Here is a 19975-nt window from a genome sequence, read left to right as displayed (position 1 = left end):
TATAATATCGGATTTCTTAAAGCTTGAATAGACAATTCAACAACGGTGCTACACCGAAAATTCAGCCATCAATTTTCGCATATTCTAGACGCAAACAACTGAAACTATTTTGATTTAAATGTAAAAAAGCCAGTAAGTTCGTTACTGGCTTTTCGATGTGTTGCTGATGGTTAGGCTTTACTGCCCTTTCAACGTATTCTTCAAATTCTGCATGAAGTTTCTGAAGTGAGGCATAAAATCAACAAACAGAGGGTGTTTTCTATCTTGCATCATCAATGGGCCTAACAAGCGAATGCTCACTCCTAGTCGCGCTGCTGATTGCTCATCTAAGCCGCTGTCATGTTTGATCTTCTCAACAATCGCGAACATATCTTCTCTGTCTTCAATTTCAAACTGCATGGTTTGAAGTTCACGATCTTCTTTGATGTTCACTTCTTCGATAGTGATACGGTAGTTATTGTGTTTGCCTGTGAATGCTTTCATTTGGACCTCCTAAAATGCTTAAAAAGTGTTTTGGTTAGCTCTTCATGAATCGTTCGAGCTTAGGTTTAACCGTCATCGACATCACGACCATGATCGCAAGGCCAATGGGAAGTGCGGCAATAAATCCATTAAACCATCCACTGGTAAACGCCGATGTATCCGAAAATCCAATGTTATTTGCCGCTGTTACAAATGCCATCATGGACTCCATTATGAATGCCATGATCAGTCCTACGATCAGGTTGCGAACTTTCTCGCTATAAGTTGTGAACACTCTAGCAACGGCTTTGGTGACTAAAGCCATCATCACCGTGCCCATTGGCATCATGATCACGACAACAAGGGCTAACGAAGAAAGCCAGTTGCCAATAAATTCCTCGCCGAATCCGACATTCATGTAAGTCATCACAGCCGTTAAACTGCCGCCAATCGTCAGCATTAAGCTCATCATGACCAAAACTTTGTATAAAACCGGTGTGCCTTTTTGCTCAGGAAGAGTTGGCGTTAGAGTTGCTTGAATCGTCATATCTATTTCCTGTCTTGAATTTACGAACAATTAAGTTGATAATGTCAACTATAAATACAGTAGTTGATAATGTCAACTATATTTCTAAGGATAGTTTATGTCTGATAACACATCGCTAGAATCAATCTTTCGTCTAGTGCACTCTTTGAAACGTCAAATGAGCGAACAGATTGAGAGCTTAGACTCAGAGATCGCACCTATGAACATTCGTGTCATGAAGATCATTACTAAGAAGTCTCCATGTACCGCTATCGATATCGCACACTTCCTAGATCGTGATAAAGCACAGGTCACTCGGCTCATTAATGCCTTGATCAATCAGGAACTTGTGAAGAAGTCTCCGAACCCGGAAGACAAGCGCAGCCAGTTATTGGTTCTGACTGATAAGGGTCAAGAGATCATGAGTAAGGTCTCGGATATCGATCGAGACATGCTGAAGAGAATGACCAAAGGCATGGCCGAAGACGAGTTAGAACAATTCAGAAAAATTGCGAAGAAAATGGCGCAGAACTTAGAAAGCTGATCTTAAAAATAAAACTAAAAAACGCCACCGAATCGTAAGATCGGTGGCGTTTCGTGTATAAGTTGGGTTGTACAGCTTAGTGGTTTAGCTATGTCTATTTGGATGACAGCTCTAATTCGATGCTAGTTTCCACCATGCCTGAACAGGTACAGGCTCTGAGATCACCAAACGTTCACCCATCACCGGGCTTACCATTTGTACATCTCGCTCTTTGCTAATCGCCAGTGCTTGTTCCATTGGGTCTTGCCAATCATGCATAGAAAGGTCGAAGGTACTGTTGTGGATTGGCATCATCACCTTACCTTGCAGATCAATGTGTGCCTGAACACTCTGTTCTGGGAACATATGAATATCCGCCCAAAGTGAGTTATACGCACCCGTTTCAACCATGGTTAAATCAAACGGCCCAAAACGGTCGCCAATCTCTTTAAAGCCATTGAAGTAACCAGAATCACCGCTAAAGAAGACTTTCTTGTCTGAAGCGTTAATAACCCAACTGCCCCACAGTGTTTGGTCACGATCAAGCAAGCCACGACCAGAGAAATGCTGTGTCGGTGTCAACGTGAACTCAATGTCTGAGGCCGTTGCCGATTCCCACCAGTTCAATTCGATGATCTTCTCTTTATCCACGCCCCACTTTTCCAACAGTGCGCCCACTCTTAATGGCACTAAGAACGTCCCTACTTTGTCGGCTAATACCTTCACGGCACCTTTGTCTAAATGGTCGTAGTGATCATGGCTGATCACTACCACATCGATGTCAGGTAGATCTTGCAGTGAGATTGGGGTTGGGTGAAAGCGCTTTGGCCCCATCCATTGCACTGGTGATGCTCGATCACTGAACACAGGGTCAGTCATCACTAGCTTGCCATCTAGCTTCATCATCACACTTGAGTGACCTAAGCGGTACGCAACGTCTTCTGTCTCTTCGATCAATTGCTCGGCTGTCATCGGAATCAAAGGCAATGCAGCACGTGGCACTGGCTCATTTCTTTCCACGGTTACATACGCTTTCAAGATTGAAAAAATATCAGACATGCCCGATTTGTACTCTAACTCACTGTTAGCAAACTTCTTTGGAAGCTTATCTAGATTGTCATTTGATTGTGAACCTGTGCTTACGATAGCGACCACGGCAAGTACTCCTAAAATCGGTAATAGATATTTTTTCATTGGTATCTCTTTAACCGTTGGGATAGACCCAACACATAAACTACACCGACTAGTTTATATGCCAAAACCAAAAAGTAAACCACCGAGTGTAATTTTTAATTTATCTAGACGTAAGCGTGTCAAAGTCGATTTTGGAAAAACCAATTTTGGCAACGAGTTAACTTAGTTATTTAGCTAGTAAGAAAGGTTAATCAGCAGACCATACATTCTTGAAATCTGGCCATCCCCAGTTGGTAATGGCCACGTTTTTCAAAATGCCTTGAAAACGCACGGTTTGTAGGTGATGGAACATAGGCACTAGCCAATAATCAGAAATCAACGTCGATGCAACAGGCTCCAACTCTGCCAAGTAATTCGGCAGTTCAACTGAGGCTTTGTGATGATCTAAGCGCTGTTTAAGCCAATCACTGTTCATCTCTCCGAGCGCGGAATGCAATACAGGGTCATTCATCAACCACGAGAACAGCGAAGATGGCGCATTATCATCGAGATTCAGGTTACACAATACCAAATCTTCTTTTAAATCGCCCCGCTGAGAAAGCAGCGCCAACTCTCGAAAGCTATAGGTGTTCACTTCAACTTCCACTCCATGTCGTTTAAGGATGTCCGACACGCAAATCGCACACCGATAAAGGGCATAGTAGTTATATACCGCAATGCTCAATTTCTTAGGCAACTCGCTCTCTCTGGAAGGCGTTCGATACAGCTTCTGCCAACTTGGCAATATGTTCTGAGCCAAAGAGACACTAAATAATCCTTGGTTTTGCTCCAGTTGCGCCAAAATAGCCTGAGGGTTTGCAAGGGCTGATAGGTACTTACGTTGCTCGTCGCTTAACGGATTCACTGCTGAGTTTTGATTGAACAGAACAAACAAACAACCATCTTCGATTCGACTACGAAGCCCGTCAGTTTCAGCCGAGACTAGCTCAGTGTCGCTTTTCCCTAATTGGTGAAAACAGGCGGAGTCTTCATAAGGTGACACCTGCATCTGGCTATCATCGAATCGAGCACTACCTGTCATCGACTCTTCAAACTGCCAAATAGTCACTTCATCGGTTAAAGAGCGACACCCGTAAAAGTGTTCGAATGCCGAGAGCTTGATGCGCTCACTATTGGTCTCAACCACTTTGAAGGGGCCGGTTCCAATCACAGCATGAGAGACCGAATTTAATGGCGATGGCTCTCGTGTGACTTGCGCAGCAGGTTGAATCGAATACTTAACGCCAGCCAATAAGCCCGCGAACCCGGTGTCTGCTTTGGTGAGTTGAAAGCTGATCCTCAATGGCTGTTCACTGTAGATGGAAGAAACATGATCTAACTCAGCTTGATAGAAAGGCAGAGCTTGTAAAGCAGTAAACAAAGCAACCAGCTGCTTGGCATCTACTGGCTGACCATCATGAAAAGTCAGACCGGGGCGCAGATAGAAAGTCCAAACCAGTTGCTCTGTGTCATATTCCCAATGGTGAGCTAATTCAGGCTTTAACTCACCTTTACCATTACACGTCACTAGGCAGCTAAAAACCTGTCTTATCAAAAATCGTTCGCTACTGCGGTGTATATGGTGCGGAAACAAATCCTCAAACTTACGCTTATAGGTTAATTGAACGTGCAGCAGCCCTTCACGCATGGTCGCGCCGGAAGTTTCTTGCAGTAAAGAACCAAACACAGCGCGGTCATTATCCAATATGGAAAGTGCTTTTTCGTACTTGCCCTGCTCTATCAGTTTACTTGCAACATGCTGCGCCAACTCTGAATTGCTAAAACGCAGTGTTAAGTTAGAGCGTTGATTCCTGCCAACTTTTGGCTCCCACACCACCCATTCAGCTTGATGCATCTTACCAAGTAAGGTTCGAGCGTGACGCAAGCTTGTAAACAGCATATCCGCTACTTCGGCTAGGGTGACTGAATGAGAAATGTTTGGCTCGAACGACTCTAGCCGCGTGTAGTAACGCATCATGTTTAGATCAGACAAATAATGAACCTTTTAAAGATAGCTCTTCCTAATTAAGCCCATTATAAAACACATTCATCAAAAAGTAGTGTAATGCGACCAAAACAGGAACAACCAATAAAAATAACATCTGTTTTTTAGTTCCTCTTAATTATCCATAATGAACGGGTCAGCAACAAACCATAGGTTGTAAATAAAGCCTAACCAGAGAGAGTAATGACCATGAGAAAATACTATCTTAACAAGCTAAAAAGCACCTGCAGTAAGCTCGAAAGAGAAGCACTACGAACACTTTTAGATCTATGTAACTGGCGTTATTAGTACACTTTTTAGCACCGAGTAAACGCGAGTTGGGTACAACCTAATATGCTCCTACCCCCAATATGAGTTAGGTCTCAACTCGCTTTTCCATTCCAATTCCCCTCTCAAGCCTGCTGTACCAATAGCTCACACAATCGATAAATTTCCGTTGTCGACTCGACAAATTTAATTCGTTTTCTTAGTTGAACGAAAAGCCTTAAGGTTCGCCCCGAAGCAAGCAAGGAGCCTCAGAAAAAACTGAAAGCTCAGCTAACAACTAATTTATTTGCAGTTACCAATCAGGTATTAACTAAGGAAACGCCATGCGTATCGCAATTCTTTCTCGCAACGAAAATCTATACTCTACCGCTCGTCTAAAGCAGGCTGGAGAAGCACGTGGTCATCAGGTCGATGTTATCGACACGTTGCACTGTGATATAGATATCGCGAGTAACAATCCGAAGATTCGCTACATGGGTGAAGAGCTACCTCAATACGATGCTGTTATTCCACGTATTGGCGCTTCCATTACCTTTTACGGAACTGCGGTTGTTCGCCAATTTGAAATGATGGGCACTTTTTGTATCAATGAGTCAGTAGCAATCAGTCGCTCTCGCGACAAACTGCGCTCACTACAACTGTTGTCTCGTAAAGGTATTGGCTTACCAAAAACAGGTTTCGCTAGCCGCCCAGACAAGATTCAAGACCTGATCAAAAACGTAGGCGGCGCGCCACTTGTGATCAAGCTTCTTGAAGGCACTCAAGGTATCGGCGTTGTACTAGCAGAAACAAACAAAGCAGCAGAAAGCGTTATCGAAGCGTTCATGGGCCTAAAAGCGAACATCTTGGTTCAAGAGTTCATTGAAGAAGCAAATGGCGCAGACATCCGTTGTTTTGTTGTTGGCAACAAAGTAATTGCTGCAATGAAGCGTCAAGCTGGTGAAGGTGAATTCCGCTCTAACCTGCACCGTGGCGGCACTGCTCAGCTGGTTAAACTAACCAAAGAAGAGCGCGCAACAGCAATCAATGCAGCGAAAATCATGGGATTAAACCTATGTGGTGTAGATATCCTACAATCTAAGAACGGCCCAGTAGTAATGGAAGTAAACTCTTCTCCAGGCCTAGAAGGCATCGAGAAAGCAACGGGTAAAGATGTAGCAGACATGATTTTCGAATTCATCGAGAAGAATGCAAAACCAAACGCTAACCGTACTCGTGGCAAGGGCTGATTGAATACCGATAACTCATGATTGGAAAGAAAATGAACAATAAAATGATCATAGGGAATACCGAAGCACTTTGCTTACCAGAGTTAGGGATAACTGGACTACATACACGTGTTGATACAGGGGCTAAAACCTCTTCTCTACACGTAGACAATCTACTATGTGTTAAATCAAATGGTGAGAAATTCGTAGAGTTCGACCTTCACCCAGACGTTTATCACCTAGAAGAGACGGTGCGCTGCAAGGCGAAACTGAAAACAAGTAAGAAAATCAAATCATCTAACGGCGAAGTTGAACACCGTTGCGTGATTGAAACCATGCTAAGAATCGGTGGTCAGGAATGGCCTATCGATATCACGCTAAGCAACCGTCAAGACATGACTTACATGATGTTGCTTGGACGTCAAGGCATGAGTGACAAAGTGATTGTTGACCCTGCGGGTGAATTCCTGCTGACTCACTAATCCGAGTCATCGTAACCGCTCCACAGGTTATAACTAAAGCTACTCACAACGATATAAGGCCAGTCTCATGACTGGCCTTATTGCTATCTATTTTTCTATTTCTACTTTCAGCTCTGAATACACGACTTTGCATTCAAGCTTCTGATCTATTTCTTCGATTTACCATGAGATTGAAAACCAAATCGCCCAATCGATAAAAGTAATTTCTTGGTTTTGATTTTCGTCACTCGCCAATGTGTAACAGGCCTTCTTGGGGCACTCATCAACAGGTGTTCAAAAGCCTTCTGACTGAAATCGACTTGCCCACCATGCGCCACCAGCAAGGTATCGAGCTGCATGTCATAAATGCGCGATACAGACGCTCGATACTTATTAGGGTGAAAGATAGGAAATGGCGGAATCAGCTTCTTCTTAACCTCGACCATTAAATCGGCCACATAAGCCACGCTGTGTGATGGGCAATAGACCGAGAGATCACGGTCGGTATGGCCCGGTGTTTCAAGAACCAACCAATCATCAAACCCTGGAATACTATCCCCATCAGACAGCTTGTAGTCCGGCTTTAACTTTCTTGAATACCATAGGTTTGCTTTAGGCTTGCCTAAGCGGTTCGCCATCCACCTAGCAAGCGCTAAGTCGGTCAGGTGCATCAAAATGCCATCGATGCCGTGATACCAATCTTTGTCTCTGTTTGCTGCCACCAAATGACAATTAGTCAGCTTTCTGAGCGTATGCGCTGCCCCTGCGTGGTCCGGATGCATGTGTGTAACAACCACAGTATGTAGGTCGCTAAATTCACGGCCAAGCTCATCTTCAATGAAAGCCCTAAGATGAGGAATATCCGCACGGCACGCACCATCAAGTAACAGCAACCTATCTGGGTACTCTACGAGATACATGTCTTGGATATAGCCTTTAATGGTATGCAGCTGCAAACCCACTCCTTGTGATAATTCAACTGGTCAGACCTACACCATAGCAAACTCACATTTATTTGTAACAAATTTGTTAACTATAAAATCACATCAAAGTACCATGCTCTTCCGCTCTTTTATCGTGACGACAAAATACGTGATTTGTTGACCTAAGTTATTAGGACTATATATGCGCCTCTAATTTATTGTCTGAGTGCTATACATGAACCAACTAATCGATGCTCTTTCTACCCAAGGCTACTTTGTTTGGGATGACTTCTTAACTCATGAAGAAGTGGTGGCATTGAGGGATTGCATTCCAGAGAACTGGAAAAAGGCTAGGATTGGCCGTAACGATGAAGTAACGCGAGAGTCGACCATTCGTAGTGACAAGATTCAATGGGTGCGCCGCGATATGGGTCAGCCAGCATCTCTGTTCCTAGACAAAATGGAACAAATTCGTTTAGCGGCAAACCAAGCGTTCTTTTTGGGTCTGTTCGAGTACGAAGCGCACTTTGCTAAATACGAAAAAGGCGACTTCTACCAGAAGCACTTAGACTGTTTCAAGGGCAATGAAAACCGCCGCCTGACCACTGTGTTCTATATGAATGATGAGTGGACAGAAGAAGACGCTGGTGAACTTGTGGTTTACGACCTAAAAGACAACCACATCGCGACCATTCCACCAAAGTCAGGCCGCTTATTTGTGTTCTTATCTGAACAGTTCCCACACGAGGTACTGCCGACAAACACAGAGCGATTCAGTATTGCAGGTTGGTTCCGTATCAACGGCGTGAAAGACAACCAACTCGATATCGCACACTAGAACAAAGCCGATTATAACAAGCTCTAGCTTATTCAAAGCCTCTCCTTCGAGAGGCTTTTTTATGGAACAAATATTGAGCGAGTATTGAACAACATACCTCTTAAAAACCGCACGCAATAAATATTAAAACCATCAATAACTTTCTCTTAAATGAAATCGAAATGAATCTTTCATATCAGTGAAACGGTTTAGCCACTTAAGTGAAATACGCCCTGTTCAAGATAGCTTCAAACGACACCCCTACCGTCTCGTTAACACTCTAATCCAATACCTCGACATCGATTTCATCCAAAAGGAAACGAAGATGAATAAGCTAATTTTGGCAGGCGTTCTTTCTGCGACAGCGGCAATGCCAGCGTTCGCAACGACTCAAGTCACTTGGTGGCACGCAATGGGCGGCCAGCTTGGAGAAACAGTAAACAAAATTGCGACCGACTTTAATGCGTCACAAGATGATTACGAGATCACGCCAATCTACAAAGGTTCATACACAGAGACCTTAACAGCCGGTATCGCGGCATACCGAGCAGGTGAAGCACCCAATATTCTGCAAGTCTTCGATGCAGGCGCAGCAACCATCATGAACGCGAAAGACGTCGCGAAACCGGTACAGGATATTCTGGTTGAGTCGGGTTACAACTTTAATTCAAACGACTACCTAGCGGGCGTTCGTAACTTCTATGCCGACAACCAAGGCAAGATGGTTGGTATGCCTTTCAACAGTTCGACACCGGTTCTTTACTACAACAAAGATCTTCTCGCGGAAGTGGGTGCAGACGCGCCTAAAACTTATGAAGAACTAGAAGTGGTCGCTAAGAAACTGAAGGCTGAAGGACACATCGCGTTTTCTCAATCTCTGACGCCGTGGATCATGTTCGAGAACTTTAAGTCTCGCCACAACCTGCCAGTCGCAGATCAAAACAACGGCTACGATGGCTTGTCCACTAAGATCATGTTCAACACCAAAGACATGATGATGCACGTTAGCAAGATGAAAGAGTGGTCAGATCTAGGTTACTACAAGTATTACGGCAGCGACTGGGATGCAAACCAAACCCCTTTCGAGCGCCAAGAAGTGGCGATGTGGATGGGTTCTTCAGGCTCATTCGGTGGCTTACGTAATCGCGTACCTTTCGAACTCGGCACCACATACCTTCCATACTGGAAATCGGTTAACCCAGACGCAGGCTTAACCTTCATTGGCGGTGCTGCTCTGTTTGCACTCAATGGCCATGACCAACAGCAAGACAAAGGTGTAGCAGCGTTCTTTGATTACCTGACGAAGCCTGAAACTCAAGTCTACTGGCACAAAACCACTGGTTATGTACCTGTAACAACGGCTGCCTATGAGCTAGCGAAAGAGTCTGGCTACTACAACGAACAACCAGATGCAGAAGTGGGCGTTAAGCAGCTAAGCCTAAAATCGGGCGAATGGACTAAAGGTTACCGCTTAGGTTACTACCCTCAAATTCGTGAAGTGATGCATCGTGAATTCGACAATATCTTCGCCGACCGCTCTAGCGTCGAGAACAGCCTAGATAAAGTCGAAGATAAGAGCAGCAAACTGCTGAAACGCTTCGCTCGTACGATGAACTAATTTGGCTTTTTAACCAAAGCAGATTACTGAGCTAAAGGCTTAATAAACCAAAGCCGTTCATTGCTCCTCACCACTTGTCACTGCGTCATTAAAAACGTAATGGCAAGGTGTGAGGAGATTCTTCACTAGCGCCATTTCTTGCTCCAAAAACTACAACTCAACTGGATGCATTCCTTTGCTATAGCGCTAGTGCTCACCGTAACTAACAGTGATAACAGTCACTAATTTTTGGGGATTACCCTGTGGAACGACGTCAGCAATTCTTTCACTCTCCGCTGCCTTACCTATTTTTGGCGCCTCAGATACTCATCATTGCGGTTTTCTTTATCTACCCAGCGGCAAAGGCAGTTTACCTGTCCTTCATGCTAGAAGACCCTTGGGGCACCTCTTCCATCTTCGTGTGGTTCGAAAACTATCAGATGCTATTCGAATCGAGCGAGTATCTGAACTCGATTGTCTTCACATTAATGTTCGCAATCGTGGTCTCTTTCTTATCGCTTGCCTTAGCGCTGCTGCTCGCGGTTAAAGCCGACAACATCATTCACGGACAAGGCGCTTACAAGGTCACTCTTACTTGGGTTTACGCGGTTGCTCCTGCGATTGCAGGCGTAATCGGTGCTTTCTTGTTTAACCCACACATTGGCGTGTTTACCGAGATATTTGCGGTTATAGGCTGGGACTTTAGCTTCCAAACCGACCCTTTAGATGCCACGTTTGCTCTGATTTTGGTTTCGGTTTGGAAACAGGTTTCGGTGAATTTCATCTACTTTCTGGCTGGGCTTCAATCGATCTCTTACGCCGTAAAAGAAGCGGCGATGCTCGATTGCGTCAGCGACTCAAAACGTTTCTGGACCATTACTTTCCCGCTACTCGCACCTACAGGCTTCTTTCTTCTGGTCATCAACCTCACCTACTCGTTCTTTGAAACCTTTGGCGTGATCGACACCATGACCAATGGCGGCCCAGGTGGCGGCACAACGTCGTTGGTGTACAAGGTGTATCGAGACGGGTTTGTTGGCGCAGATTTAGGCGGCAGCTCTGCGCAGTCAGTTGTGTTGTTGCTACTGGTACTCACTCTTACATTTATCCAGTTTCGCGTTGTAGAAAAGCGTGTTCACTACTAGCCCACCACAGCTAGGTTTTAACGCGACAGGAGTTATTTATGAAAAGTAATAAGGTCTATGACCACCTAATTCTAATTGCTGGGATGCTGTTCATGTTGGTCCCTATCTGGCTAATCTTCGCCAGCTCGACGCATAACCCGAACACCATTGTCAGCGAAGGCCTGCAATGGGTACCAGGCGATAACTTTACGGCCATTTATAGCGAAGCTTGGAACAAAAGCATGGGCTTCAGTGGCGAAGTCACCGCCAGCAAAATGATCGCCAACTCGATGATCATGGGGCTAGGTTTTGCGATCGGTAAGATCATCATTTCGATGATGGCTGCGTATGCTTTGGTCTACTTCAGACTGCCTTATGCTACAGCTTGGTTCTGGTTAATCTTCGTGACGCTTTTGCTGCCATTAGAAGTGCGCATTATCCCTTCCTATGAGGTTGTCGCTGGGCTTGGGCTTCTTAATAGCTACACAGGTTTAATTCTGCCTTTGATCGCCTCAGCCACCGCGACGTTCTTTTTTAGGCAGTTCTTCAAAACCATCCCCGATGAATTGTTAGAAGCCGCTCAGCTAGATAACGCAGGTCCATTTCGATTCTTTGTCGACATCTTATTGCCACTGTCTAAAACCATGATTGCCGCAATCTTCATCATCATGTTTGTGGTGGGTTGGAACCAATATCTGTGGCCAATCATGATGACCACGGACGAAGGCTACAACACCATCGTGATGGGCATCAAACAAGTACTCAACAACATCAATGAAACCAGTTTACCGCGCTACGACTATGTTTTTGCCATGGTGATTTTAGCTATGTTGCCACCCGTTTTAGTGGTGGTTGTATTTCAACGTTGGTTTGTAAAAGGGCTAGTAGAAAGTGAAAAATAATAACGACAAAAATCAAATGAACGATAACCGCATTCAATCACTCGCTGAGTACAAGATGTCTCACCTGCATTCTCACCAAGCTATCCACAAAAATACAGAGGACACCCCGATGCCAAAGTTAAAACAAACGTTAGGGCACACCCAAGCCACTCACAACCATACGCACAAAGCACCTACCATGTTAGGCATCAAAAACTTGGTAAAGACTTATGAGAACGGTCATCGTGCAGTGAAAGATGTCTCGCTTGATATCGAAAAGGGTGAATTTCTTGTGTTGGTTGGCCCATCGGGTTGCGGCAAGTCTTCTATCCTACGTTCAATAGCGGGGCTGGAAAGTATCTCTGGCGGAGAGATTCACTTAAGTGGCCGCCGTGTTGATAACGAAAAGCCAGCTCAACGAGATATCGCAATGGTCTTTCAAAATTACGCACTCTACCCTCACATGACGGTATACAAAAACCTCGCTTATGGTTTAAAGAACCGAGGTGTCAGCCAACACGTAATTGAAGAAAAGATTGAGAAAGTCGCCAAGACACTAAAGATCGAAGAATACCTAGATCGCAAGCCAGCCAAGCTTTCGGGTGGTCAGCGCCAGCGCGTTGCTATGGGACGAGCGATTGTACGCGACCCTCAACTGTTCCTGTTTGACGAGCCTTTGTCTAACCTAGATGCCTCATTGCGCGCTCACATGAGGTTAGAAATCAAAAAGCTACAACGCGAGCTAGGCGTAACCAGTGTTTACGTGACTCATGACCAAGTCGAAGCCATGACACTGGCAGATAGAATCGTGGTTCTCAACAAAGGTCAGATAGAACAAGTCGGCACACCAAGAGAAGTCTACCACCAGCCTGCCAGTACCTTTGTGGCAAGCTTTATTGGCAGCCCCGCGATGAACTTCCTTACTGCCACGCTCGATGATGGCTATCTTGAAATCGGTGATCAACAAATGTACCTGCCAGAGTACGCGCACGTTAAGAACGCGACTATCACGCTTGGCATTCGCCCTGAACACTCTGAGGTTTGTTCCGAATTAAAAATGAACACCTTGCCTCTCGAACTGCGTATCAGTGTGGTTGAGCCATTGGGGCCGAATCAATTGGTTCATGGCCTTGTGAACGACCAACCCTTTATTGCAGTGACACCCGAAACGACGCTGTGCCAAGCCGTCCCTCTCGGGCTAAGCATTAATAAATCCAACCTGCATATTTTTGACAGTCGTGGGAAGCGTATTCAGCCGAATAACTTTACTTCACAAGAGTCACGCGAAGAGACGACAAGCATAACGACGGCTCTCGCTTAATCGAGTACACTGATATTTAATGCGTTTTTACGGTGCGTCTTTAAAAAGGATTAATTATGTCGTCTATCATCGTAGGTCATCGGGGTGTAGCAGGTACTCACCCAGAAAATACCAAAGCAAGCATTGAACAAGCCGCTAAACTTGGCTTGAAATGGATTGAAGTAGATATTCAGCCAACTCAGGATGATCAACTTGTGGTTTGTCACGACCACACCCTTGAGCGCTGCAGCGATGGCAAGGGTCGTGTCGACGAACACACCCTTGCAGAACTGCGTCAGCTCGATTTTGGCAGTTGGAAGTCTGAGCAGTTCGCTGGTGAAAGAATATTGACGTTGGAAGAGTTGCTCGCGCTTGCTGAACAGCATGATCTCAGCGTGAACTTAGAGATCAAAGTCGACAGTCGACATCAAGCGCCTCATGTCGTTGATTTGCTGCATACCGAGTTGATTCGTTCAAATCTAGACACCGACAGAGTGCTGCTTTCAAGTTTCAGCCATCAAGTCGTTTCTGAAATGGCTCGTCACCTGCCGAGATACCGCGTAGGTCTGATCACAGAGCAACTGACTCAAGCCGACTTGATGTTGATTGACGAGGTTAAAGCGTTCAGCTGTCACATGAACTACGAGCATGTGAATCAGAGCGATCTTGATACACTCAGTGAAGCAAACATCCAAACATGGTGCTACACAGTAAACGATCCGTCTCACTTCAAATTCATCTCAAAAGTAGATGCCGTATTCACTGATTTTCCGAATCAATTTACCTCTATAAATTGACCAAACAAATACCGCAAAAACAACCCCGAGAGACTTTAAAATTAACTCTCGGGAAACCTTAAAATTAGGTAGCAAACACAAGTGAGTAGGAGTACATTCCGCTACTCACTTGGTTTCATTAGCTCGCTCTATACAGACAGCTTCATTGGTTACTTAATTTATGGATCTCATTTTTAGTCCAACCTTCCCAATTTTGGGTGCAATCTTCATTTTCGCCGCTATTGTTCGTGGCTTCTCAGGTTTCGGTTTCACCTTAGTGGCATTGCCATTAAGTGCGTTATTCGTGCCTGTTATCGAACTGGTTCCTGTCTTCATGTTGATCGATCTCCTAGGCAATGTTCAATTACTGCCTAAAGTTCGAAAACACGTTAACTGGCGCTGGGTTTTAAAGGTATTTATCCCTTGTTTTGCCTTCACACCAGTCGGCTTACTTCTGCTTAAATCCGTTAGCCAAGACACGATCATCTTGATCATCAGTGCCTTCATTTTTGCGTCTGCACTTATGATCTACAAAGGTTTCCAGTACAAAAGCGAACCTAGATTTACTCCCTATATTCTAGGAAGCCTTGCGGGTGTAATGAACGGCGCGGCTTCGATGTCAGGGCCTCCAATTGGCACTCATGCATTAGCAAGCCCAGTCGGTCCGCACATTGCCAGAGCAGGCCTGATAGCCTTCTTTGTATTGGCTGATTCCACTGCGTTTGTTTCGGCATCTATCGCTGGGTTAGTCGACCGCGATGTAGTTTGGCTGACTCTCGCGCTTCTACCAAGCAGCATGTTTGGCGGTTATGTGGGTTCTAAACTGTTCGAAAGATTTGGTGGAGCGAAGTTTAAGCCAGTCACCATTGCATTGCTGATTGTGATTGCAATATTCAGTGCAGGTCGAGTCTTACTGTAACGGCTTTAGCGTTTAATTTTGGACGTTGCTTTTACGAATTGGTTTCGCGAATTGATTGCGCTAATTGATTGCGCTAATTGACTGCGGAAAGTGATTAAGAAAACTGGGTACCAATGACTACCATTCGATATGGATAGGGGTACCCATTTTTACAAGTTGGAGAAACTCATCCATATCTTGATTGGTTAACGCGATACAGCCATCCGTCCAATCAAAACTTTGAATAAAGCTCGGCGAACGACGCTCGCCGTTTTTGATGCCATGGATTTTGATGTTTCCTCCAGGATCTACATCATTTTGCTCTGCCCATTGCATATCCGAAGGTTGCGGATAGTTAATATGTACTGAGCGATAAAAGTCCGACTCTTCCATCACATAATCGAGCTGGTATTCCCCTTCCGGCGTTCGGTTGTCCCCTTCAAAGCGTTTATGCCCTTTCGGTTGTTTGCCTAGCGCAATACGAAACTCCTGAATCACCTCTTCACCTTTTAGCAGATACATCCTACGTTTCGATTTATCGACTTTAATTAACGTAACCACTTGCGACAGCGAATCTATCTCAGATGCGCTATCCGGTACGTTGTAAAACTGTCGAGAGGAACTTTGAGGTGGACGTTTCGATAACCCTTGAGAAAACTGAGCTACCTTTTCATCAGGGCTACTGTTAAGAACATCATCCACAATAATCACATGCTCGGAGTTTGAGCTCGTGGAAGAGGTTGAGTTAGATGAAGACGTTGAGACACGTTGAGAATGAGCCGGTGCAGACTCGAATACGATGGTTTCGATAGCGGTCGCGTCAGAGACTATTTTCTCGACCACGACTTGCTCAGCATTCGCGTTCGAAGCCACAAACAGTAAACACAGTGATAAAGGCAGAAACAGACGCACCTTTAGATCTCCTCAAAACGCATGGACATAGTTCGTGACTGAGTTTCCATTCCTAACGACTCATAGAAACCCTGAGCTTGTTGGTTAAACTCCATTACCTCCAACCTAAGTTCTATCGCTCCTCTCGCCTGCGCCCATTGATTAAAAGACTTCATTAACGCTCGACCAGCACCTTTGCTTTGAACCTGATCGTTCACCACAATCGTATTGACCCTTGCCACCTTGTGCGGCTGAATAAAACTGACGCCTTTGTTCTGCGTTACCTTACCCGCTAAAAAGCCAACGACTTGCTTGTCGTCTACTGCAACCAAGAAAGCGCCAAGTGGGTCAAGCATCAAACCTAACCAATACTCTTCACTGTCGGCCAAGCCTTGTGACGCTGGTGCAAATACCATAGGCGCACCAAGATGATGTTGACGGTTTATCTGCTCAGAGAGCGCTAAGATCGCGTTAATATCAGTTACCTTGGCCGTCCGGATTTGCATATCATCACCTTGTTTGAATTCAATAACACCTTAGCAAAAATGGCTTAGTTGTGCACCGTTACACTGGTCAACTCAGACGCTCTGTGAAGGCTGAACATTAATATTAGGCACTATGTTTAGGGAAATTGTTCCGTAAATCTCAGGCACATTGCCAGCCGTTGAGTGCTACTATCTCTGCAGAATCAATATACTAACGACGACTAACGACTGGATACCTATATGATTAAGTTTGCTGTAATTGGAACCAATTGGATTACACAAAAGTTTGTTCAAGCTGCGCACGAATCTCAATCGATGCAACTTGCTGCGGTTTACTCTAGAAATCTAGACAGCGCGGCACAGTTCGCCCAAGAATTTGACGTTGAAACCACGTATGACTCACTCGACGCATTGGCCAATGACAACACTGTAGAAGCCGTGTACATCGCTTCCCCTAACTCACTGCATTGCGAGCAATCTATCTTCATGATGGAACACGGCAAGCATGTTATCTGTGAAAAGCCGGTTGCATCAAATATTGATGAAGCAACACGCATGTTCGAAGTCGCTGAGAAAAACGGTGTGGTGCTGTTTGAGGCGTATAAATCTCAATTCCTACCGAACTTTAAGCAAGTTCAACTTGGGTTAGAAAAGATTGGCAAGGTACATAAAGCACACATCAACTACTGCCAGTATTCATCGCGCTACCAAAAATACCTAAACGGCGAGAACCCAAATACCTTCAACCCAGCTTTTTCTAACGGCTCATTGGTCGATATTGGCTTTTACTGTGTTGCCGCGACAGTCGCGCTATTTGGCAAACCTGAAAACGCACAGGCTTCTGCAAAGCTACTTGATTCAGGTGTCGATGCTCATGGCTGTGCGATCTTCCAATACCCTGAGTTTGATGTGACCCTTGCGCACTCCAAAGTCAGCGACTCTTATGCGCCAAGCGAGATCCAAGGTGAATTAGGGGCGATCATCATCGATCACATCGCTGAATGTACTGACGTTAAGATCCGCTACCGCGATGGCACGGTAGAAAACCTTACTCAAGCACAAAGCGAAAACTCCATGAGTTACGAAGCGCAGGCCTTTGCTAGCTGCATTGCTGGCGACAACGCAACACAAGCGCAGGCCCAACTGCGCGCTTTAACGGTTGCGAAGTTAATTACAGAGATGCGCCAACAAGTTGGTGTAGTGTATCCAGCGGATAAATAACGTCACAGCGTAAGTTAACAAACTGATTTTTAATACATAATTATTTATACATAACTGAATTTAATCTTTACGACAAATAACCGGATTAGTTGATTGAGGTCCCATCTGTTTAAATCCGCGTTCGATATCTATCGTATTTATTTAATTTATTGAAGGTGTGTAAAGTGTTTTCAGTTGATGATCGCGTTGTAGCAACAAAAGGTGTTGAACTAGGTGAAATGGTAGTAACTGGCCTAAGTGCTGGTGGCGGCTACGTTCACGTTACAACGGTAGAAGGCGCAATGACGCTTACTTACCCAGCGCAAGATCTTAAAAAAGCATAGTTTAACCACTCTGCCCTTTTAGTAGTCACTCTACTAAAGGTAACAAAATTGAGGCTTTGGCTGACTTCACTCTTCTGCATTAGAGTAAGCAGCCAGAGCCTTTTTTATGCCTGTAATTTACCCACTAGCTTTCTCATTCGCTTACTCGTTACAATAAAACCGCACTCAACTGACAATAGAATTAGGCAACGAGTTTCTACACTAAGTGCTTATTCCCATCGTTCTCTTGATATCCCCGAGCACTTAATCGCAGTGAATAGTTCTTGTTAACAAAGGCTTATTGTCTGCGAAAGTTTCTGGTACATTAGCATCATCTTATACTAAGAAAGACCCGAATGAGGGAAGCTATGAAGCTTTACATTTACGGCCACTGCCCTTTCTGTGCAAGAGTCTCCTACATTGCTCAATCGCTAGGCTTGAACATTGAGCTTGTTTCTGTCGATTATGATGATGCCCAAACCCTTATCGATCTGATCGGTAAAAAGATGGTGCCCGTCTTACAAAAAGACGATGGCTCTATCATGGCAGAGAGCCTAGATATCATCGCGTACTTCATGGACTTGAAATCAAGCGATGAGCAGCGTGTGCCATCTGAGCAAGTGACTGTGTTCCAAACTCGCGCATTCCCTCTTACTCAACAGATTGGACGCCCACGTTGGTGGAACCTCGACTTGGCTGAATATCGCTCTTCTGGAGCCAAAGAAGCTTGGCGTGCCAGTAAAGAGACCGAAGGTTTTAACTTTGAAGAACTGTTAGAAAAGACGCCTCAGTTCGTTCAACTGATTAACCCATTACTGAAAGATGCCGAACTCTTACTGGATCTAGAGAATGGTGAGTCATCACTGCCTCTAATCGATCAAGCGGTGTATTTCTCGATGCTTCGTGGCTTTTGCGTAGAACCAAGCATCAGTTGGCCACCAGCACTTGAACGCTGGTTAGAAAAGAAAAGCGAAACGCTAAAGCTGTCTTTACTTCGCTAGAAAGCTATCTCGATTAAGAAAGCAAGCTCTGATTAAGAAAACAAGCTCTGACTCGCAAGCGACTACAACGAGCACAAACAAAAAATCGAAGCTCTCAGGTGTAAACTGCGAGCTTCGATTTTCTTTTATCTGGCCATTCTATTTCTCTAAGGCTTTGTCTTACAGCAGACGCCTTCTCAAACCTGTTCGCTCCAAGATTCGTGTCGAAATTTCTTCAACCGATAGTGAAGAGGTGTTGATGTAAGGTATCGCTTCTCGACGGAACATCGCCTCTACCGTTTGCAATTCATACAAACATTGTGAGTCACTGGCGTATTCGCTGCCTGCTAAGCGGTTCTCACGAATTTCAGTGAGCCTTTCTGCATCAATGGTTAAACCAAACAGCTTATGTCGGTAGATCTCAAACTCGGGCAACAACTTTAAGCGAGCCAAGTCATCGTGGATAAATGGGTAGTTTGCTACGCGTAAGCCAAACTGCATCGCCATATACAAACTTGTTGGTGTTTTGCCACTTCGAGAAACACCCAACAAGATGATGTCGGCTTCTTCCAGCCCTTTTAGCGTGATGCCATCATCATGCGCGAGCGTGTACTCAATCGCAGCAATACGGTCGAAATACTTCACCGAGTCCTTGTTTACACTGCGTGAGCGCTGCAACTTAGGAACAGGCGCCATCTGAATGTCATCCTGTACTTTCTGCACGATGCTCTCTAACACGTCATAACAGTGCGCGGGCGCTTCTAGCAATTTGGTTTTGATATCAGGTATCACAATCGAAAAGAACACTAGCGGTTCTAATCCGGTATCACGATACGAAATTTCAATCTCTTTTAATAAATCAGAAAGTTTGTCCTCACTTTCCACAAACGGAAAGGTTTTTTCATTGGCTTTAAAAGGGAATTGACCTAGAACAACATGCCCTAAAGTCTCACATGTTATGGCCGTTCCATCAGAAACATAGAATACATCACGACTTTGAATATCAATTTGCATTTTTTATTTAATGTTTAAAATTATTTTGAGTAGGATGGTAACCATAATATAGATAATAAAACCCTGCTGACTATTACGTCCCCCACAGCTTTAGAAAATAATTTACATTTTTTTAAACTGATACGTAATCGTTTGCCTTTA

The 19975-nt window shown here is 44.7% G+C and carries 21 protein-coding genes; 13 read left to right on the top strand and 8 right to left on the bottom strand.

Translation table 11 applies throughout. The features are described from left to right. Positions 1–177: 177 nt before the first annotated feature. Both LMH68_RS18350 and LMH68_RS18345 read right to left on the bottom strand, forming a co-directional pair. Positions 178–483: a DUF3861 domain-containing protein gene (locus LMH68_RS18350; RefSeq protein ID WP_229648250.1), complete on the bottom strand. Its 306-nt coding sequence runs from the start codon at positions 481–483 to the stop codon at positions 178–180. A 34-nt stretch (positions 484–517) separates the two neighbouring features. After that, a complete protein-coding gene (locus LMH68_RS18345; protein WP_017081271.1) occupies positions 518–1009 on the bottom strand; it encodes a DUF2798 domain-containing protein in 492 nt (163 codons plus the stop codon). Between the two features lie 97 nt (positions 1010–1106). Here LMH68_RS18345 and LMH68_RS18340 point away from each other — a divergent pair, with 97 nt between their 5' ends. Continuing rightward, entirely contained in the window at positions 1107–1532 is a 426-nt protein-coding gene (locus LMH68_RS18340) for a MarR family winged helix-turn-helix transcriptional regulator (RefSeq protein WP_017060573.1), read from the top strand. Positions 1533–1643: 111 nt separating this feature from the next. Here the strand turns inward: LMH68_RS18340 and LMH68_RS18335 are convergent, their stop codons facing one another. Next, the gene (locus tag LMH68_RS18335) at positions 1644–2705 is read right to left on the bottom strand and encodes an MBL fold metallo-hydrolase (protein WP_029235615.1); all 1062 of its coding nucleotides are present in this window, start codon (positions 2703–2705) and stop codon (positions 1644–1646) included. 187 nt (positions 2706–2892) lie between these two features. Beyond that, positions 2893–4677, bottom strand: coding sequence for an SgrR family transcriptional regulator (locus tag LMH68_RS18330; protein ID WP_229648251.1), 1785 nt, complete (start codon positions 4675–4677; stop codon positions 2893–2895). Positions 4678–5279: 602 nt separating this feature from the next. Between LMH68_RS18330 and rimK the strand changes: the two genes are divergently transcribed. Continuing rightward, positions 5280–6185, top strand: a complete 906-nt coding sequence (gene rimK, locus LMH68_RS18325) for a 30S ribosomal protein S6--L-glutamate ligase (RefSeq protein ID WP_004740040.1) — start codon at positions 5280–5282, stop codon at positions 6183–6185. Between the two features lie 32 nt (positions 6186–6217). Beyond that, the gene (locus tag LMH68_RS18320) at positions 6218–6646 is read left to right on the top strand and encodes an ATP-dependent zinc protease (protein WP_017069208.1); all 429 of its coding nucleotides are present in this window, start codon (positions 6218–6220) and stop codon (positions 6644–6646) included. A gap of 146 nt (positions 6647–6792) precedes the next feature. Here the strand turns inward: LMH68_RS18320 and LMH68_RS18315 are convergent, their stop codons facing one another. Then, positions 6793–7581: an MBL fold metallo-hydrolase gene (locus tag LMH68_RS18315; RefSeq protein WP_017067276.1), complete on the bottom strand. Its 789-nt coding sequence runs from the start codon at positions 7579–7581 to the stop codon at positions 6793–6795. Positions 7582–7783: 202 nt separating this feature from the next. On the opposite strand from LMH68_RS18315, the gene LMH68_RS18310 reads away from it, so the two are divergent. The 7 genes from LMH68_RS18310 (at position 7784) to LMH68_RS18280 (ending at position 14962) form a co-directional block, all read left to right on the top strand. Further along, positions 7784–8386, top strand: coding sequence for a 2OG-Fe(II) oxygenase (locus LMH68_RS18310; protein ID WP_050711798.1), 603 nt, complete (start codon positions 7784–7786; stop codon positions 8384–8386). A gap of 304 nt (positions 8387–8690) precedes the next feature. Then, on the top strand, positions 8691–9983 hold the full coding sequence (locus LMH68_RS18305) for an extracellular solute-binding protein (RefSeq protein ID WP_229648252.1): 1293 nt from the start codon (positions 8691–8693) through the stop codon (positions 9981–9983). 242 nt (positions 9984–10225) lie between these two features. Beyond that, positions 10226–11107 carry an ABC transporter permease subunit gene (locus tag LMH68_RS18300; RefSeq protein ID WP_229648253.1) on the top strand — a complete coding sequence of 294 codons (882 nt, stop codon included), beginning with the start codon at positions 10226–10228 and terminating at the stop codon, positions 11105–11107. A gap of 38 nt (positions 11108–11145) precedes the next feature. Continuing rightward, a complete protein-coding gene (gene ugpE / locus LMH68_RS18295; RefSeq protein ID WP_017071585.1) occupies positions 11146–11988 on the top strand; it encodes a sn-glycerol-3-phosphate ABC transporter permease UgpE in 843 nt (280 codons plus the stop codon). Next, the gene (ugpC, locus tag LMH68_RS18290; protein WP_229648254.1) at positions 11978–13288 is read left to right on the top strand and encodes a sn-glycerol-3-phosphate ABC transporter ATP-binding protein UgpC; all 1311 of its coding nucleotides are present in this window, start codon (positions 11978–11980) and stop codon (positions 13286–13288) included. Before ugpE ends, ugpC begins: the two co-directional genes overlap by 11 nt. 56 nt (positions 13289–13344) lie before the next feature. Beyond that, positions 13345–14064, top strand: a complete 720-nt coding sequence (locus tag LMH68_RS18285) for a glycerophosphodiester phosphodiesterase family protein (RefSeq protein ID WP_017067272.1) — start codon at positions 13345–13347, stop codon at positions 14062–14064. A 160-nt stretch (positions 14065–14224) separates the two neighbouring features. After that, entirely contained in the window at positions 14225–14962 is a 738-nt protein-coding gene (locus LMH68_RS18280; protein ID WP_102321065.1) for a sulfite exporter TauE/SafE family protein, read from the top strand. 117 nt (positions 14963–15079) lie between these two features. On the opposite strand, the gene LMH68_RS18275 is transcribed toward LMH68_RS18280, so the two are convergent. Both LMH68_RS18275 and LMH68_RS18270 read right to left on the bottom strand, forming a co-directional pair. Next, a complete protein-coding gene (locus LMH68_RS18275) occupies positions 15080–15853 on the bottom strand; it encodes a L,D-transpeptidase family protein (protein WP_229648255.1) in 774 nt (257 codons plus the stop codon). Between the two features lie 2 nt (positions 15854–15855). Continuing rightward, positions 15856–16338: a GNAT family N-acetyltransferase gene (locus LMH68_RS18270; protein ID WP_017064907.1), complete on the bottom strand. Its 483-nt coding sequence runs from the start codon at positions 16336–16338 to the stop codon at positions 15856–15858. Between the two features lie 219 nt (positions 16339–16557). Here LMH68_RS18270 and LMH68_RS18265 point away from each other — a divergent pair, with 219 nt between their 5' ends. The 3 genes from LMH68_RS18265 to grxB all read left to right on the top strand — a co-directional run bounded on the left by LMH68_RS18265 (position 16558) and on the right by grxB (position 18841). Then, a complete protein-coding gene (locus LMH68_RS18265) occupies positions 16558–17538 on the top strand; it encodes a Gfo/Idh/MocA family protein (protein WP_017060561.1) in 981 nt (326 codons plus the stop codon). A gap of 164 nt (positions 17539–17702) precedes the next feature. Next, positions 17703–17861 carry a hypothetical protein gene (locus tag LMH68_RS18260; RefSeq protein WP_004733064.1) on the top strand — a complete coding sequence of 53 codons (159 nt, stop codon included), beginning with the start codon at positions 17703–17705 and terminating at the stop codon, positions 17859–17861. Positions 17862–18208: 347 nt separating this feature from the next. Further along, a complete protein-coding gene (gene grxB / locus LMH68_RS18255) occupies positions 18209–18841 on the top strand; it encodes a glutaredoxin 2 (RefSeq protein WP_017067268.1) in 633 nt (210 codons plus the stop codon). 159 nt (positions 18842–19000) lie between these two features. On the opposite strand, the gene LMH68_RS18250 is transcribed toward grxB, so the two are convergent. Further along, positions 19001–19834, bottom strand: coding sequence for a pyruvate, water dikinase regulatory protein (locus LMH68_RS18250; RefSeq protein WP_017060559.1), 834 nt, complete (start codon positions 19832–19834; stop codon positions 19001–19003). Positions 19835–19975: the final 141 nt, after the last annotated feature.

The sequence above is a fragment of the Vibrio sp. F13 genome, from assembly GCF_020806305.2.
Taxonomy (GTDB): Bacteria; Pseudomonadota; Gammaproteobacteria; order Enterobacterales; family Vibrionaceae; genus Vibrio; species Vibrio crassostreae_C.
This window is presented reverse-complemented; position numbering and strand designations above follow the sequence as displayed.

What these genes read in the sequence shown, in the direction of transcription:
- LMH68_RS18350 (WP_229648250.1), bottom strand. Translation starts at nt 483, where the DNA reads ATGAAAGCATTCACAGGCAAACACAATAACTACCGTATCACTATCGAA.
- LMH68_RS18345 (WP_017081271.1), bottom strand. Translation starts at nt 1,009, where the DNA reads ATGACGATTCAAGCAACTCTAACGCCAACTCTTCCTGAGCAAAAAGGC.
- LMH68_RS18340 (WP_017060573.1), top strand. Translation starts at nt 1,107, where the DNA reads ATGTCTGATAACACATCGCTAGAATCAATCTTTCGTCTAGTGCACTCT.
- LMH68_RS18335 (WP_029235615.1), bottom strand. Translation starts at nt 2,705, where the DNA reads ATGAAAAAATATCTATTACCGATTTTAGGAGTACTTGCCGTGGTCGCT.
- rimK (WP_004740040.1), top strand. Translation starts at nt 5,280, where the DNA reads ATGCGTATCGCAATTCTTTCTCGCAACGAAAATCTATACTCTACCGCT.
- LMH68_RS18320 (WP_017069208.1), top strand. Translation starts at nt 6,218, where the DNA reads ATGAACAATAAAATGATCATAGGGAATACCGAAGCACTTTGCTTACCA.
- LMH68_RS18310 (WP_050711798.1), top strand. Translation starts at nt 7,784, where the DNA reads ATGAACCAACTAATCGATGCTCTTTCTACCCAAGGCTACTTTGTTTGG.
- LMH68_RS18305 (WP_229648252.1), top strand. Translation starts at nt 8,691, where the DNA reads ATGAATAAGCTAATTTTGGCAGGCGTTCTTTCTGCGACAGCGGCAATG.
- ugpE (WP_017071585.1), top strand. Translation starts at nt 11,146, where the DNA reads ATGAAAAGTAATAAGGTCTATGACCACCTAATTCTAATTGCTGGGATG.
- LMH68_RS18285 (WP_017067272.1), top strand. Translation starts at nt 13,345, where the DNA reads ATGTCGTCTATCATCGTAGGTCATCGGGGTGTAGCAGGTACTCACCCA.
- LMH68_RS18280 (WP_102321065.1), top strand. Translation starts at nt 14,225, where the DNA reads ATGGATCTCATTTTTAGTCCAACCTTCCCAATTTTGGGTGCAATCTTC.
- LMH68_RS18270 (WP_017064907.1), bottom strand. Translation starts at nt 16,338, where the DNA reads ATGCAAATCCGGACGGCCAAGGTAACTGATATTAACGCGATCTTAGCG.
- LMH68_RS18265 (WP_017060561.1), top strand. Translation starts at nt 16,558, where the DNA reads ATGATTAAGTTTGCTGTAATTGGAACCAATTGGATTACACAAAAGTTT.
- grxB (WP_017067268.1), top strand. Translation starts at nt 18,209, where the DNA reads ATGAAGCTTTACATTTACGGCCACTGCCCTTTCTGTGCAAGAGTCTCC.
- LMH68_RS18250 (WP_017060559.1), bottom strand. Translation starts at nt 19,834, where the DNA reads ATGCAAATTGATATTCAAAGTCGTGATGTATTCTATGTTTCTGATGGA.